This window comes from Thioalkalivibrio nitratireducens DSM 14787, from assembly GCF_000321415.2.
GTDB lineage: Bacteria > Pseudomonadota > Gammaproteobacteria > Ectothiorhodospirales > Ectothiorhodospiraceae > Thioalkalivibrio > Thioalkalivibrio nitratireducens.
On sequence record NC_019902.2, the window covers coordinates 1,009,812 to 1,026,537 of the forward strand.

Sequence of the window (16,726 nt, forward strand, 5' to 3'; positions counted from 1 at the left end):
CGTGCTTTCCGTGGCTCGCCCTTTCATGTTGCAGGGTGGCCGCTGGCCATGACAGTTAGTGGATCCTGAACGATGCGGTGCACCAGTTTCAGCTTCTCGATCGCGAGAGGGGCGAGGACGAACGGGTAGGCATCGGCGTGGCCCATGCTTCGGTTCAGGTTGTTGAGCGCGAAGGCCAGCGGCAGCCAATGCTCGAGAATCGGCGCGAAGTCGCCCGGCGCGTAGGCGTCGAAGGCCGGCGCTGTCTGCGGTGACCCGGTCTCGTCCAGGCCGTTACCGACGGTCACGCCGAAGTGCCGCGCCGTGTCCAGCGTGTCGACGATATGCAGGTAGTGTGCCCAGGTTTCGGCCCAGTCCTCCCAGGGATGACTGCTGGCATACGCACTGACATGGCGCTGCTGCCAATCCGCGCGGGCGCCCCGTGCGTGGTGGGTTTCCAGTGCCTGCGTGTAATCCATGGTCTCGTCTCCGAACACGGCCCGTACCTCACCTAGCCAGTGGGTATCCCGGACCAGCCGGTCCCAATAGTAATGGCCGGATTCGTGCCGGAAATGTCCGAGGATCGTCCGGTACGGCTCTGCCATGTCCCGACGCATCCGCTCGCGCGTGACCGGATCCGCCTCCGCGATATTGAGGGTGATCAAGCCGTTGGCATGGCCGGTCATAACCGCGCCGGTCTCGCGGAAACTGGGCTCGCTGTCGGCGAGAAAGTCGAACGCGAGCCCCGCGGGATCCCGGTACTTCGGCTGCACCGGAAGACCGAGCCGGATCAGGCTGTAGACCAGGCGCCGTTTCTGGGATTCCAGTGTCTGCCACAGGTTCTTGTTGCCAGCGATGTCCAGATTCGGAATCGTGCGGTTGAGGCGGCAGGAGGCGCACCGGGCATCCTGCTCGTGCTCCGGCACCATCCAGTTGCAGACCCCGTAGTCGGCGGAATTGGCACACAGCCGGTAACGCGGTCCGCCCGGCGGTGCCGCCAGCGCGGTGAAGACGTTGCCGCCCTCCGGCTCAAGGGCGGAGATCTCAAGACGGTCCGGCAGAAAGCCCAGCGGGCGTCCGCAGCGTGTGCAGACGACGTTTTCGAAGTACAGGCGGTGGCCGCAGGACTGGCAGCGATAGAGTTGCATGGCTTCATGTCCTCCGGGAGGTGCGCGGACCGCTAACGACGGTCCGCAGACACAGTATCACGGCCCCGGGGCAGGTCGACGTGTGCGATCTCCTGCCGGGCCGCGGTGCCGGCGCGTGCAACGGCGCCTGTCCGGATGCGACAATCGGCTGGCGGCGAGGCGATACGGAGCACCACTAGCGGGCCATGCTGGAACATTTCAAGACCACTGTGGGGGCCATCGGCTGGACGCTGGAGGGCATCGGCGTCCTGGTGATCGTGATCGGGAGTGTCATCGCGATCGGCCGGTTTCTGCGTCAATGCTGGATCGATGACGAACGCGGGCACGCCTACCACGAATTCCGGGTGGGTCTGGGGCGTTCGATCCTGGTGGGTCTGGAATTCCTGATCGCCGGCGATATCATTCGGACGGTGGTGGTCGATCAGACCCTCGAGGCGTTGGGGAGCCTAGCCATCATCATTTTCCTGCGAATCGTGCTCAGTTTCTCGCTCTTCCTCGAGATCGAGGGCCGGTGGCCGTGGCAGCCGCCGGCAGACCGGCCCCGCGCCTGAACATCGGATGGCACCGTTGCCGGCATCCGCCCACACGGGTCGACCACACGCCTTTTCCAGGGAAAGCACACGCCCCGGCCGGTGGCTGGACGCCGGTGGCTGGACGCCCATAACCCCACTATATTCCAGTGAGTATCGGGTCAAGAGGCTGGGTCGACCGCTGCGCACGCCAACCGTCGTTCGCGGTGTCGGGATGGAACCATGCCCCGTCACTCGGCCTGGATACGTCCGGAGCTGCGCGATAGACGTGGCTGACGCATTCCGGCGTTCAAGAGTGCCAGCGAGAAGAGGAGAACGACCATGACTGTAGCAAAGGTGACGGAGATCACGGCGGAATCCACCGAGAGCTTCGAAGATGCGATCCGCCAGGGAATCGAGCGAGCGTCCGAGACCCTGCACGGAATCCGTGGTGCCTGGGTCAAGGAGCAGAAGGTCCGGGTGGAGAGCGGCAAGATCACCAGCTACCGGGTCGATTTGAAGGTAACCTTCGTACTCGACTGACGGGCGGCCATGGCTCCGGCCGGAAAGCCGCGACGGGACGGCCGACGGCCCCGTGCGGGCGCCGATGGGTGTGACGGTCGACAAGATTCGTGGACCCTGAGATCGAGAACCAGACCCGCCTGTGTAGCGGCCGGGTCAGGGCCGCTACGGCACTCTGGCGCTGAACCGAGGGACGCGGATGCCGTGGATGTTGCTCGGCAAACTCGGATATTCGCAGTAATCAAGCCTTGAGGCGCCGTATTCGATCAGGATCCAGCGCAATCCCGCGGCCGCAGCTAGACCCTCCGGCACACAGTAGCCGCTACTGCATGACATCACACCTTCAGGAGTCGATGTGGCACAGAACGTTTTCATCATCGGTGCCGATCCGTTCAACATGCTAAAGATGAGGGAAGGTCGAGATCGACGCCGACTATCAGCTCCATGAGCTCCTGAGCTTTGACGAAGTGAAGGGAAAGGGGTTCTATCTAGTGGAGCAGTGCCTTGCGAAGGCGAGGGAACGTCTCCGGGATTTCGAAGGTTCGATGATTTCCAAGTGGCGTGACTCGCCCCATGCCGACAAGAACGATCACGGTGATGGACGGCGTCCCGAAAATGGAGCACCGGCCCGAGCCCCCCGACCCCCCGACCCCGAACCGGATCACTCAGCCGCTTCCATACGGCGGGCAATGTCGCACGGTAACTCTGCACCGTTCGGCAGGTTGCCGATATAACGGCTCGACCTCGGCCGCAATTCTTGGTCGAGGTCGTAGACGAGCGGTACGCCAACCGGGATCTCCACGTGGGGGATGGCCGCGTCCGCGATCCCGTCCAGCATCTTCACCATGCCCTGGATCGAGTTGCCGTGTGCCGACACCAGCGGCGTGTGGCCCTTCTTCAGGGCCTGCACCACGGGGCCCCTCCCACGCCGGTTTCATGCGTGACACGGTGTCCTCCAGGCTCTCGCCGCGCGGCAGCCACTTTCGCGGTACCTCCGCATACCGCGGATCGTGCCCGGGAAAACGGGGATCCTTCGGGTCGAGCTGCGGCGGCATCGGCCGCCTGCTGGCTGCCGGTATCGGTCAGGTCGACGTCGGTTCCAGCCGGTGAAGAGGTTGGAGCGATTCCAGGAACTCTCTCCGTGCCGCAGCAGGATCAGTTGGGGCATGGTGCATTTCTCTTGTGGCGGGACCAGCCGGAGAGCACCGGTGTCCCCTGATCTCTCGGATCCCATGGCCGCCATCCCGGTGCCGGGCCTGATCGGCGTCGGGATCATTCCCACGCAGGCAAGTTGCGACAGCTGGCCGAGCACCCGGGGCCCGAGAGCCGGATGAACGCGCGGGTCCGATCCGGAGGAGAATGGAACATGGCGGAATGACGATTGACCTATGAGTATAGGAACAATCCCCTATAGGGGCCGCGGGAGGAAACCCACCACGATGAATCAGGGACGCGAGCGAGACTCACGAGAGGAATCGAAAGGCGGTCGGGGGCGCGGTTGGATCGGGGGCGCCGGGGATGGCAAGGGTACCCGCAACGGCGTATGGGAGAAATGGCTGATCTTCGTCTGGTTGTCGCTCGCGATTCTCCTGGTTTTGCACTGGATCGACGAGCGCGAGCAGCCCCACCACACGGTCCTGACCTACAGCGAGTTTCTACGCGCGATCGAGGAAGGGCACGTTCGGGAAGTGACCCTGCGCGGGCAGGATGTGCGGGGCCGACTGACGGAGGCCGGCCGCGAAGCGCTGGAGGTGGACGAACCCGGCTCGTTCGAGACGGTTCGTCCCGAATTGGCGGGCGAGGCCTTGCTGCAAGAGCTGCAGGAATTCGACATCGATATCGCAGCGGAACCCGTGGAACCGCCGTGGTGGCAGCAGATGCTGGTTCGTGCGTTGCCATTTCTGCTGCTGCTGGCGCTGCTGGTGTGGTTCTGGGGCCGCGTGCAGCAGCGGGCGATGGCCGGGGGCGGTGGTCCGTTCGGATTCGGGAAGTCCACCGCGAAACGGGTACACAGCGAGGATAGCGACACCCGCATGGATGACGTGGCCGGATCCGAGAACGCGAAGAAGGAAATCATTGAGGTGGTGGAATTCCTGAAGAACCCCTCTCATTTCAAGGAGCTCGGGGCGCAGATTCCGCGCGGAATCCTGATGATGGGCCCACCCGGCACCGGCAAGACGCTGCTCGCCCGGGCGGTGGCGGGTGAGGCCGGTGTTCCGTTTTTCAACATCACCGGTTCCGAGTTCATCGAGATGTTCGTGGGTATGGGGGCCTCCCGGGTTCGGGACCTGTTCCGGCGAGCCAAGGAGGAGGCGCCGTCGGTGGTTTTCATCGACGAGCTCGACGCCATCGGGCGTTCCCGCGGCGCTGGCATGGGCGGCGGACACGATGAACGGGAGCAGACGCTGAACCAGATCCTGTCGGAAATGGACGGTTTCGAGGGCGATGAGTCCGTGGTCGTGCTCGCCGCGACCAACCGGCCGGACGTGTTGGACAAGGCCTTGCTCCGGCCCGGCCGTTTCGATCGCAAGATTACCCTGGAGAACCCGCACCGGGAGGCGCGCCGGGATATCCTGAAGGTGCACACGAAGTCGATCCCGCTTGCCGATGACGTGGACCTCGACCGCCTTGCCGCGGGAACCATCGGCTTCTCGGGTGCGGAACTTCGCAACCTCGCCAATGAGGCGGCGCTGTTCGCCGGGCGCAGAGGGCTGAAGCAGGTGGACTGGGCCTGTTTCTCCGATGCCCGGGACCGCATCCTTGTCGGTGAAACCCGCGAGCACGGACTGTCGGATCGGGATCGCCAGATCGTTGCGTACCACGAGTCGGGACACGCTCTTCTGGCGTACCTGCTGCCCAAGGCCGATGCGCTCGAAAAGGTCACCGTGATCCCCCGCGGGCGCGCCCTCGGGGTGACGGCCCAGGTGCCAGAGGAGGAACGGTACAACTTCAGCGAGTCCTATCTGCGCGCCAAGATCGCAGTGATGTTCGGCGGGCGGCTGGCGGAATCGATCGTCTTCAACGAGGTGAGCAATGGAGCGGAAAACGACCTCCGCGAGGCCACGCGCCTGGCGCGAAGAATGGTTGCGCACTGGGGTATGAGCGAGCGCATCGGTCCCGTGTCGTTTCCCCAGCACCAACAGGAGGTCTTTCTCGGTCGGGAACTCGGCCATGAGCGCGAGCACAGTGAGTCCACCGCAGCCGCGATCGACGAGGAGATCAGAAAACTGCTGGGTGACATCGAGGCCAGCGCGCGGGAGACGCTGGAGAAACACCGTGGGGCGCTCGAAACGCTTGCCGAGGCCCTGAAGGAGCAGGAAACCCTGGAGGTGGAGGGGATCCGCGAGATCCTGAAGGGCAAGGTGCAGGAAGGCCAGGCGTGAATTTTTTCGCGGCGCCCCGACGTCTGGGCGGTGGTCGAACCAGCAAAGCGCTGTGACCTCTGTCAGGCCCTGGCGACGAGTACCCCGTGATCATCCCGAGAGGGCGCATGCCTCTGGGCAGGAAAGGGAACCGGGGTGGACCGGGCAGGGGTGCCGTATGATTGATGACCCGCCGGTGGATCCCGCCCGGTTTCGGTAACCGCATGCCTGATGAGGACCTACTGCATGGCCGGCTCTTCGGACATCAGGACAAACGGTTTCGCGGCATTGATGATCACGGTGTTCATCAATGCCCTGAACGACAATTTCTTCCGCCTTGTGTTCATCTTCCTCGCACTGCGCGTATACGTCGCCGACGGGAATGGGACGTTCTACTACAGCCTGATCGGCTTCATCTTCCTGCTTCCTTTCGTGCTGTTTTCGCCGTATGCGGGATACGTCGGGGACCGATTCAGCAAGAAGGCCGTCATTGTCGGCACCCGGGTGGCCGAGGCCGTGGTGTTGATGACCGCGGCCCTGATGCTGACGCTGCACCATATGCCGGGTCTTTTCGTCGCCCTGTTCCTGATGGGGCTGCAGAGCACGTTCTTTAGTCCGGTGAAGTTCGGAATCCTCCCGGAGATCGTGCGCGAGGAGGAGCTCTCGAGGGCCAATGGCCACATGCAGCTGTGGACCTTCCTCGCGATCATCCTGGGGACCGCGCTCGCTGGATTCATCATGGAATGGGCCCGAGACGCGCTGTGGATTCCTGCGACGGTGATCGTGCTCCTCTCCCTTGTGGGTCTGGTGTCGAGCCTGTTTGTGCCCCATACCAGGGCCGGGGGTGATCCGGCCCCCTTCCGTCTGAATGCATTCGCCGATGTTGCGGCGGCCATCGGGGAAATACGTCGTTTCCGCGTGCTGTTCCTGGTCGTGACGGGTATTGCCTGGTTCTGGGCACTTGGGACCCTGTACCAGCTTAACGTACCGATGTTCGCCGAGCTGCAGCTGCAGGTGGGCGAGATGCGCACTGGCATCATCCTCACGCTCTTGGCCGTGGGCATCGGCGTCGGCAGCATCCTCGCAGGCCACCTGGCCGGTGGCCGGATCGAGATGCGGCACGTGCCCGCGGGGATGCTTGCCGCGGGCGTGTTCAGCGTCCTCCTTTTCCTCGCGGGCGACAGCTATGCCGCTACTCTGGTCCTCTCCTTTCTGCTAGGAATCGGCGCGGGTTTCTTTATCGTGCCGATCTCCGCCTACCTCCAGAATGAAAGTCCCGCGAGGAGGCGCGCCCGTTTCATCGCCGCAAGCAACTTCCTGGCCTTTTCCGCGATGCTCGTGGCACCCGTGCTGTTCTGGATCCTCACCGGGCCGCTGGGTGCCAAACCCGGCCACATTTTCGTGATTTCCGGCCTGGCCTCGGTGTTGGTTGGCGTCTACACGGTTCACCTCGCCTGGCGCGGCAGCCTGGAGGACGACTCCTGACCGCGAGAACTGGGACGCGTGCGTCCAAGCCCTGACAGAGGGGGTCAACTACCGGTCTAACTCTCATGCCCTCGGCCGCGAGGCACCCCGAAGGATGAAACTACGATTATAAATCAGAGACATACGATTCTCGGGCGGCGTATTTTCACGCCATAAATCACAGATATATTATTCTCAGGCGGCGCCTTCCTTGTCGGTGTGCTGGTCTGGGGCCGCGATTGGGGCGAGATGCTGCTGGCGGTGGTGACAATCGCGGTCGCCTCGATTCCCGAGGGGCTGCCGGCGGTAGCGTCGGCTCCGGCGCACCGACGAGCCGCTGCTGACGGGCTTCATGCTGTGGCGCGTGGTCGTCGTCGGTGGCCTGCTGCTGCTCGGCACGGGTCTGCTGTTCCAGCAGGAGCAGGCGCGTGCCGACAGTACGCTCGAGTTTGCACGTACCCTTGCGGTGAACGTCCTGGTGGTAGGCGAGATCTTCTACCTGCTGAGCGCCCGCTTCTTCTGCGCACCGTCGTACACACTGAACGGGCTGTTCGGTGACCGCGTCGCCTTGCTGTTGATCGGCATTGCAATCGTGCTGCAGCTGCTGTTCACCTATGCACCGTTCATGAACGTCGTGTTCGGGACCGAGCCGCTGGACGCACAGGCGTGGATGCGTTGTATCGCCTTCGGGCTTGTGGTGTTCGTGGTGGTCGAGGCCGAGAAGGCCTTGGTTCGACGGCGCCAGCGGGATGGGGCCGTGAACAAGGTAGACGCAGCCTGACTCGGGTCACACGGCGGGCCTCTAACTGCGATGGCTCGCGTGAAGTTCAGCAGTGGAAGGAAGGTGCGCAGGGTCAGGGGTGTCTCGCCCACTGGATTCGGGAGCCAACCGCCGTGCGGGCTGTTGCCGCGCCACTGACAGCGCGGTGGCGTGCCGGTCCTCGCACCATCGCCGATCAGCCCGTGATCCGCGATCGGCAGATAGCCGTCCCGAGGTTGCGGGGCATCTCAGAGATGTTCAACGGAACCCCTCCGATGGTGGGCTACAATGATGTCAGGAAACCCTGACCGCCGGTGGCGGGTGGCCCCGGAAGTGCAACCGCTTGTCCGGGCCGTGGGGCCGTGCGTGTAACGCCGTTCGCAGCTGCACCAGGGGTCCCAGCAAGAGACTGGGGTTCAGGCGAAGTCTGTCAATGCGCAGGCTGGCGCCTGGATGCCAGCGCTGTGCCGGTGACGGCGCGGAATCCCGGCTTCTGCGGCATCATCGCCGCGATCCGGAGCGCAATTCCATGTAGCCGGAGGCCCCGATGAGCAACCGGGCGGAATGGAGGGCGAAGGTCAATGCCGCGCTGTTCGACATGGACGGGGTGGTGGCGGACACGGCGCAGGCCCACGCTGCTGCCTGGAAGCGCCTGTTCGACGGGTTTCTCGAGGCGCGCGCGGAGCAACGCGGAGAAGCGTTCGAACCCTTCGATGTGGGCGACGATTACCGCCGGCACGTGGATGGACGGCCCCGTGCCGAGGGTATCCGCAGTTTTCTCGACTCGCGCGGCATCGAACTCCCGGCCGGTACCGACAACGATGGGCCGGACGCGGAGACCGTCGCGGGCCTCGGCAAGCGAAAGAATCAGTATTTCCACGCCTGGCTGGACGAGAACCGAGTGCGGCCGTGCCCGGGAACCCTGAGGCTGCTCGATGCCCTGCGCAGCGCGGGTGTCCCGGCCGCGCTGTTCTCCTCCAGTCGCAATGCCGAGGCGGTGCTGAGCAGCGCCGGCCTCGGCGGGTATTTCGTCGTGAAGGTGGACGGGAACGACCTGCTGAGGCTCGGTATCCCCGGGAAGCCGGATCCGGCCATGTTGCTGGAGGCGGCCCGGCGGTTGGGGGTCCGGCCCGAGGCCTGTGCAGTCTTCGAGGACGCCGGCATCGGTGTCGAAGCGGGCGTGCGCGGCGGTTTTTGGCCCGTGATCGGCGTGTCTCGTGACGATCATGCCGAGCAATTGCTCCAGGCCGGCGCCGAGCGGGTGGTCCGCGACCTGGGCGAGCTTCGCTACAGCGGCGCGGAAGGCCTGCAGCTGCGCACGCTCGAGACCCTGCCCTGCGCCCTGGATCATGAAAACGAGCTTCTCGACCGTCTGAAGACCGGGCGTCCCGCGGTTTTTCTGGATTATGACGGCACTCTGACGCCCATCGTCGACGATCACACCAGGGCGTTCCTGGCCGAGGACATGCGCGCGACGGTCGCGTCACTCGCCCGCCATTGCCCCGTGGTGATCGTGAGTGGACGCGATCTGGGGAAACTGCGTGAACTGGTTGCGCTCGAGTGTGTCTGGCTGGCGGGCAGCCACGGTTTCGAGATCGCCGGGCCGAGGGGTGTCAGTCCGGGGCTGGAGCAGGGCCGCGAGTTCCTGCCAGAACTCGATGCGGCGGAACAGGCGCTGGAGGAGCGGCTGGCCTATATCGACGGCCATTCGCTGGAACGCAAGCGTTTCTCGATCGCCGTGCATTACCGCGGCGTCGCGTCCGCCGACGTGGATCGGCTCGCTTCCGCCGTTCGCGAGGTTCTGGAGAAACACCCGAAGCTGCGTCTGGGGCGCGGCAAGAAGGTCCTCGACATCGGCCCTGACATCCACTGGAACAAGGGCGAGGCCGTGCGTTGGGTGCTCAGCGAACTCGACGGCCAGGGCGCCGAGATCGTTCCGGTCTACGTCGGCGACGATCTCACCGACGAGGACGCGTTCCGGACGCTCGCAGGGCAGGGAATCTGTGTCGCGGTTCGTCACGACGAAAGCCGCCCTACCGCAGCCGACTACGCCGTGGGCGACGTCCGGGGGGTGAAACGCCTCCTGCAGTCGCTGACCGGCTTCCAGGCCGCGCAGGCGCCCGGGGCAGCGACGATGCGCGAGCTGAAGAAAGGGGAGTGGTCGCTTCGTTACTCGGGCTACCGGCCGCAGCAGGAGGGGCTTCGAGAGGCGCTCTGCACGCTGGGCAACGGGTACTGCGCGACGCGCGGCGCCGCGGCCTATGCGCAAGCCGATGATGTGCACTACCCGGGTACCTACCTCGCCGGCGGTTACAACCGCCTGGCCAGTGACGTCGCCGGCCGCAGGATCGAAAACGAGGATCTGGTCAATCTGCCGAATTGGTTGCCGCTGACCTTTCGTGTCGGCGACGGCAACTGGTTCCGGTTCGACGACACGGAGATCCTCTCCGTTGAACAGGAACTCGATGTTGTCCGCGGGCTGCTGTTGCGCAACCTTCGTTTTCGCGATGCGCAGGGTCGAATGACGGTATGGCGTGAATGCCGGCTGGTCAGCATGGCCTCGCCCCATATCGCTGCGCTCTGCGTGGAGGTGACCGCTGAGGACTGGTCGGGACCGATCACCGTGCGCTCCTCCCTCGACGGCGGCGTGGTCAACGATGGCGTCGCACGTTACCGGGGCCTCGGAAACCGCCATCTCGAGATCATCGAGGCGGACCATCGGGGCGAAAACACCGTGTTTCTGCGCACGCGCACCAGTCAGTCGCTGCTCGGGCTTGCGCAGGCCGCCTGTACCCGCATCTATCGGGACGGCTTCGAGATCGATGCCGAGCGGTGCACGCTGACCGACGACCGGGGCGTGGCACAGGAGATCGTCCTTGACCTGCCCGAGCGGGCAACGATCCGGGTGGAGAAAATCGCAGCGTTGTATTCGTCCCGCGACTGGGCGATCTCGGAGCCGGGGATCGAGGCTTTGCGGGCGCTCGGACGCGCCGGCCGTTTCGACGCAATTCGTACGCGGCACGAAATGGCCTGGAGACACCTGTGGAGCGAGTGCGATATCACCCTCGACGATGACGGGGCGCCCGCCACCGAACTCAAGCTGCGCGTCCACATCTTCCACCTGCTGCAGACCGCTTCGAAGCACTCGGTGGATCTCGATGCCGGTGTCCCCGCCCGCGGCTGGACTGGTGAGGCCTACCGCGGACACATCTTCTGGGATGAGCTGTTCATCTTCCCGTTCCTGAATCTGCGCATTCCGATGCTGACGCGCGCGCTGCTGCGCTATCGCCACCGGCGCCTCGGTGAAGCCCGGCAGGCGGCCACGGAGGCCGGCTACCGGGGGGCGATGTTTCCATGGCAGAGTGGCAGCGATGGTCGCGAGGAAACCCAGCGGCTGCACCTGAACCCGGCGTCAGGCCGGTGGCTCCCGGACATCTCCCACCGGCAGCGGCATATCAGCTCGGCGATCGCCTACAACGTCTGGCAGTACTTCCAGGCCTCGGATGACCACGAATTCATGAACTTCTACGGGGCGGAGATGCTGCTGGAAATCGCACGGTTCTGGGCCAGCGCGTCGGTGTACAACTCCGCGCTGGATCGTTACGAGATCAAGGGCGTGATGGGGCCGGACGAGTACCATACCGCCTACCCGGACGCTGACCCCGAGGCCGAAGGCGGTGTGGACAACAACGCCTACACCAACGTGATGGCGGCCTGGGTGCTGACGCGGGCGCGTGATGCGATCGACGTGCTGCCGGAGATGCGCTGGCGGGAGCTTCGGGAGCGCATGGGTCTGGACGATGAAGAACTGGAGCATTGGGACGAGATCAGCCGGAAGCTTCGCGTGCCGATGCACCAGAACGGGATCATCAGCCAGTTCGAGGGCTATGAAGACCTCGAGGAATTCGACTGGGACGGGTATCGGGAAAGATACGGCGACATCCAGCGCCTCGACCGGATCCTGGAAGCCGAAGGCGATTCACCGAACCGCTACAAGCTCTCCAAGCAGGCCGATGTGCTGATGCTGTTCTACCTGTTCTCGGCCGAGGAGCTTGCACTGCTCTTCGAGCAGCTCGGCTACCCGTTCGATCCGGAGACGATTCCGAGAAACGTCCAGTATTACCTGGCGCGCACGTCACATGGATCGACCCTGAGCCAGTTGGTGCACTCCTGGGTGATGGCGCGGTCCGACCGATCGCATTCCTGGAATCTCTTCCAGCGCGTCCTGGACAGCGACATCGCGGATATCCAGGGCGGCACGACCCCCGAGGGCATTCACGTCGGCGCGATGGCCGGGAGCGTGGACCTGGTTCAGCGTTGCTATCTCGGCATCGGCCTGCGAGGCAACGTGCTGCACTTCGACCCCGCGTTCCCTCCCGAACTGCGCTGCGTGAAGCTGCGGCTGCATTACCGGAACCAGACGCTGGAAGTGGAGGCCGACCACGATCGGCTGGAGATCCGCAGTGGAGCGTACACCACTCGTTCGATCACCGTGGCCTACCGCGGTCATTACCGTGAGCTGGCCCCTGGTGACCGCTGCGGGTTCCGGCTGCTGAAGCCGGACGAGCGCGTGCGTGACGAGAATCGCTTGGGCACGGGAGAGCCCCATGCGGCGTGCTAACGGTCACGCCGCGTGCGGGCACCCCTGAACGTAAACGAAGCGAAGGGCGGAAGAGGCCGAAAGCCGTCATCTGCGATCCGGCGGCGGGGTTGCCGCGGGCGCTGGGACGGTGCGAACGCCGAACGGCGGAGGACGCTGTGCCTTGCCGTCCTACAGGTCGCCCCGGACGGGAGCAGCGCGCCCGTTCACGTTTACGCGGCGGCTGCATTTCGGCAGTGTCGTAGAGGACAGGTAAGCAGCGGCCGGCGTAGCGGCGCCCCTTGGAGGTTCCAGGATGAATGCTCAAACCATCGACGAACTCGTGTCTTCCCGTTCGGTGACGGGGGATCAGGCGGCGGTAGTCGCAATGAGTCGCGACGCGTTCGACACGACTTCGCGTGCCGAGCTGCTCGAACGGGCGGGCCGCCTGGCGGCCGGCCTCCAGGAGACTGGACTGGAGCCTGGTGGCCGGACCGTGATCTTCGCCCCCAACAGCGCCGACTGGGTGATCGCCGCGCTGGGCGTGATCAATGCAGGGGGTGTCGTGGTGCCGCTGGATACCCAGATGCCGCGCGAGGATCTGGAGCATGTCCTTACCGATTCCGAGCCGCAATTCATCGTCACGACCGCGAAGTTCCGGGATCGCCTGCCGGAGGATCTGGGCGATGCACGGACCTATCTCATCGATGCCGCGGCGGATGCCTCGGATGCGTGGGAAGGTTTTTTCGAGCACGAACCAGCGGCGGCAGTCGCGAAATCCGACGATGTCGCGGTGATCTTCTACACCTCCGGGACCACGGGTCCCCCGAAGGGCGTGCCGCTGACACACCGGAACCTGACCAGCAACGTCGAGGCGTTGTGCGCGCAGGAACTCGCCGATGATCAGGACCGGGTCCTGGTTCCGCTGCCGTTCCACCACGTCTATCCGTTCACGGTCGGCATCCTGGTTCCGCTGACGATCGGGGCGACGATCATCGTGCCCTTCTCCCTGGTGGGCCCCCAAATCGTGCGCGCGTTGCGCGACGGCGAGGCGACGGTGATGCTCGGAGTGCCGCGCCTCTACGAGGCCGTATGGAAGGCACTGGAAGATCGGGTCTCGGCACGCGGCCGAATCCCGGCGCTCCTGTTTCGCCTCATACTGGGTATGTCGAAGCTCGCGCGCCACCGGCTGGGCCTGCGCGTGGGCCGGAGCCTGTTCAAGGGCCTGCACAATCGCCTGGCGCCGGGCCTGCGCCTGGTAGTCGCCGGTGGTGCTGCGCTCGATCCGGGCCTCGGACGCAACCTGCAGGCGCTGGGCTGGGAGGTGGCCACCGGCTACGGCCTCAGCGAGACCTCTCCGATCCTGGCCTACAATCCGCCGGACCGTTTGCGGCTGGAGGCTGCAGGGCTTCCCCTTCCGGGTGTGGAGCTCGCCATCGATGATTCCGGCTCCTCGGACGGGCGCGGCGAGGTGATGGCCCGGGGTCCGAACGTGTTTGCGGGTTACCTGAATCTTCCGGATAAGACCAAGGCGGTCCTCGATAACGATGGCTGGTTTCGTACCGGGGACACGGGGGAGATCGACGACGGCTACCTGCGCCTGCACGGTCGCGAATCCTCGATGATCGTGCTTTCCGGTGGCGAGAACGTCGATCCGGAACGCGCGGAGGAGGCACTTCAGGCCATCGACGAGGTCCGCGAGGCCGGCGTTCTTGCGCACGACGATCGCCTGGCGGCGGTCGTGGTTCCGGAGTCCCGTCTGTTGCGTGAGGTCACGGGCGAGGACCTCGAGAAGCGGGTCAAGGACTCGGTGAAGAAGGCGGCGAAGGAACTGCCGAGTCATCATCGGCCCGGCGTGGTGCGCGTTGCGCTCGATCCCCTGCCGCGCACACGCCTCGGCAAGCTGCGCCGGCACAAGCTCGAAGAATTGTTCGAGGAACTGGGCAAGGAAGACACCGTTTCCGATGCGCGTCCGGAGCCCGTGTCGCCGGAATCGATGGCCCCCGAGGATCAGCAGCTGCTTTCCGACCCGGGCGCGGAACGTACCTGGGACTATTTGGCCGAGCGTTTTCACGATATCCGTCTCACCCCGGACAGTAGCCTCGCCGAGGAACTTGGGATCGATTCACTGAGCTGGGTGGACCTGACGCTTGCGCTGCAGGACCGCGCCGGGATCGACCTCGACGACTCGGCGATCGAACGCGTCGAAACGGTCCGGGAGCTCCTGCAGGAGGCCGCCGGCGCTTCCGAAGCCAAGGAGGGTAGGGGCGAACTGAAAAAACAGCTCGAGGATCCGGAGTCGCTCCTCGTCGATGACCAGAGGAAGGATCTCGAGCCCCTCGGCCCGGCCCGCCGCTCCGTCGGCCGCGCGCTGCTGGGGCCTGTGCGGCTGCTGTCGCGCCTGTTGGTGCGTGTCGACGTGCAAGGACGTCTGCCGGACGACGGACCCTTCCTGATCGCACCGCGCCACCTGAGTTTCGTGGACCCGCTGGCATTGCTGCCGGCCCTCAGCAGGCAGCAGCTCGAGTCGCTGTACTGGGCCGGCCTGGAGGCCTACCTGTTCTCCAACCGGTTCTCCCGGGCCTTCAGCCGAACGGCCCACGTCCTGCCAATCGACCCCGGTTCCGCACCGCGCAGGAGCCTGGCCCTCGCCGCGGCCTGCCTGAAGCGTGGGCACAGCCTGATCTGGTTCCCGGAAGGGCAGCGTTCTCCGGACGGCAGGCTCCAGCGCCTGCGCCCCGGTATCGGGCTGGTCCTGGCCGCGCAGCCGGTACCGGTGGTGCCCGTCTGGATCGAGGGCACGCGGGAGGTGATGGCGCCGGGACGGCACTTCCCACGTCCTGGCAAGAGGGTGCGGGTGATCATCGGGGATCCGGTCTCGCCCGAGACCTACGGCACCGACGAACGCGAGATCGTGAAGAGCCTGCAGTCGGCGCTGGAGGATCTGGGCGAGTCATCGGTCTAAGAGCCGTGGCCAGCAGCCTCCGACTGTTTACAGCTGCGATGGCGCGCCATCGCGGGCGAGGGGGCGTGTGGTTGCCTATAGGCTGCCGATGCTCGTGCGGCGGTCCGTGGGCGCACGTTCCTCGGCGTGTCGGATAAGTTCGTCGATACTCACTTGGCACGCCGGTCTTGGTGCGCTGCATCAAAAGCCTGGCAAACCGTAGCCGAAACTGCGGATCCCGAGGCCGGACGTCAGCGCTTCGTCTTCCACGACTGCGCGCGCTCGGACGGCGCCGTGGACCGCGCGAGTGCCGGCACTACGTCCCGGCGGAACCGCGATGCCGTGATTCCATCGGGACTGGACCCGCGATCCAGGGAGGAGAACAATCGGCAGACGTGCAAGCGAGGGAGGCACGATGGCACGGCAATCGGAGCAGGCTGCCCGGAGCGTTTCACTCGTGCTGGGCTCGGGCGGTGCCCGTGGATTGGCACATATCGGCGTGATCCAGGAGCTCGAGGCCCGCGGCTACGAGATCCATGCGATCTCGGGGAGCTCGATGGGCGCGTTGGTCGGCGGCATCCACGCGCTGGGGGAACTGCAGACGTATACCGACTGGGTCGAGGGCCTCAGCCAGACCGACGTCATCGGATTGCTCGACTGGTCGTTTTCCGGAGGCGGGCTGATTCGCGGCGACAAACTGATACGCAAGCTGAGGGACCTGGTCGGCGAGCGCGACATCGAGGATCTGCCGATCAACTACACCGCGGTCGCGGTCGACATCCATCGCGGAAAGGAAGTCTGGATGAGCGACGGTTCGCTGTTCGATGCCATCCGGGCCTCCATCGCGATCCCCGCGGTCTTCGCACCCCATCGCTACCGCGGCCGGACGCTCGTCGACGGCGGATTGCTCAACCCGGTGCCGGTGGCACCGACGCTGCGCACGCTGACGGACCTGACCATCGTCGTCGATGTGAACGGACCGGCACCCGATGAATCCGCAGCGGACCCGGATGAGGAGAGTGACAACTCCGGCCTGCTGCGGCGCATGCTCGGTTATGTCGAGTCGCTCGGCATGAACGGTGCGTCCGCGGCCCAGGGCATGGCGCTCTCGGAAGTGCTGATGCGCTCGCTGGAAACGATGCAGGCGGCCATCACCCGGCATCACCTCGCGGTATTCCGCCCCGACCTCGTGATCAGCATCCCGAAGAACACCTGCATGGTCCACGAATTCCATCGTGCCACCCCGGTGATTGCGCTGGGACGGGAGGCCGCCCGCGAGAGACTCGAGCATCTGGAAGAGAACGGCAGGCCCGGAGCCCCGTACTGAGCGCCATCCGTACCTGTGCGCCGGGAATGGCCCCGGCCGCCAGGGTCGACGCATGCTGCGTTTGCAACCGCGATCGGCCTCGCGCATCCTGATCGAGGGCAAAATGATTCTCCGATTCCGGTGCGGTCACCG

At 65.2% G+C, this 16,726-nt stretch carries 9 protein-coding genes and 1 pseudogene; 8 read left to right on the forward strand and 2 right to left on the reverse strand.

Translation table 11 applies throughout. From position 1 onward, the window contains the following. Positions 1-23: 23 nt before the first annotated feature. Positions 24-1,127, reverse strand: a complete 1,104-nt coding sequence (locus tag TVNIR_RS05045; protein ID WP_015257908.1) for a zinc-binding metallopeptidase family protein — start codon at positions 1,125-1,127, stop codon at positions 24-26. A gap of 185 nt (positions 1,128-1,312) precedes the next feature. Here TVNIR_RS05045 and TVNIR_RS05050 point away from each other — a divergent pair, with 185 nt between their 5' ends. Both TVNIR_RS05050 and TVNIR_RS05055 read left to right on the forward strand, forming a co-directional pair. Further along, positions 1,313-1,678, forward strand: a complete 366-nt coding sequence (locus TVNIR_RS05050; RefSeq protein WP_015257909.1) for a DUF1622 domain-containing protein — start codon at positions 1,313-1,315, stop codon at positions 1,676-1,678. A 300-nt stretch (positions 1,679-1,978) separates the two neighbouring features. Further along, positions 1,979-2,179 (forward strand): dodecin family protein, encoded by a 201-nt coding sequence (locus TVNIR_RS05055; RefSeq protein ID WP_015257910.1) that lies wholly within the window; start codon positions 1,979-1,981, stop codon positions 2,177-2,179. A 640-nt stretch (positions 2,180-2,819) separates the two neighbouring features. Here the strand turns inward: TVNIR_RS05055 and TVNIR_RS20475 are convergent. Next, positions 2,820-3,071 carry a hypothetical protein gene (locus tag TVNIR_RS20475; RefSeq protein ID WP_052316612.1) on the reverse strand — a complete coding sequence of 84 codons (252 nt, stop codon included), beginning with the start codon at positions 3,069-3,071 and terminating at the stop codon, positions 2,820-2,822. Between the two features lie 475 nt (positions 3,072-3,546). On the opposite strand from TVNIR_RS20475, the gene ftsH reads away from it, so the two are divergent. The 6 genes and pseudogenes from ftsH to TVNIR_RS05090 all read left to right on the forward strand — a co-directional run bounded on the left by ftsH (position 3,547) and on the right by TVNIR_RS05090 (position 16,594). Beyond that, positions 3,547-5,541, forward strand: a complete 1,995-nt coding sequence (gene ftsH, locus TVNIR_RS05065; protein WP_157092195.1) for an ATP-dependent zinc metalloprotease FtsH — start codon at positions 3,547-3,549, stop codon at positions 5,539-5,541. Between the two features lie 225 nt (positions 5,542-5,766). Then, positions 5,767-7,005 (forward strand): MFS transporter, encoded by a 1,239-nt coding sequence (locus tag TVNIR_RS05070; protein WP_015257912.1) that lies wholly within the window; start codon positions 5,767-5,769, stop codon positions 7,003-7,005. A gap of 304 nt (positions 7,006-7,309) precedes the next feature. Continuing rightward, a pseudogene (locus tag TVNIR_RS05075) lies at positions 7,310-7,765 on the forward strand (cation transporting ATPase C-terminal domain-containing protein); the annotation flags it as partial. Between the two features lie 526 nt (positions 7,766-8,291). Then, positions 8,292-12,365, forward strand: a complete 4,074-nt coding sequence (gene otsB, locus TVNIR_RS05080; protein WP_015257913.1) for a trehalose-phosphatase — start codon at positions 8,292-8,294, stop codon at positions 12,363-12,365. Between the two features lie 274 nt (positions 12,366-12,639). Further along, entirely contained in the window at positions 12,640-15,288 is a 2,649-nt protein-coding gene (locus TVNIR_RS05085; protein ID WP_015257914.1) for an AMP-binding protein, read from the forward strand. Between the two features lie 394 nt (positions 15,289-15,682). Beyond that, complete coding sequence (locus TVNIR_RS05090) at positions 15,683-16,594, forward strand: patatin-like phospholipase family protein (protein ID WP_043739354.1); 912 nt, start codon at positions 15,683-15,685, stop codon at positions 16,592-16,594. Positions 16,595-16,726: the final 132 nt, after the last annotated feature.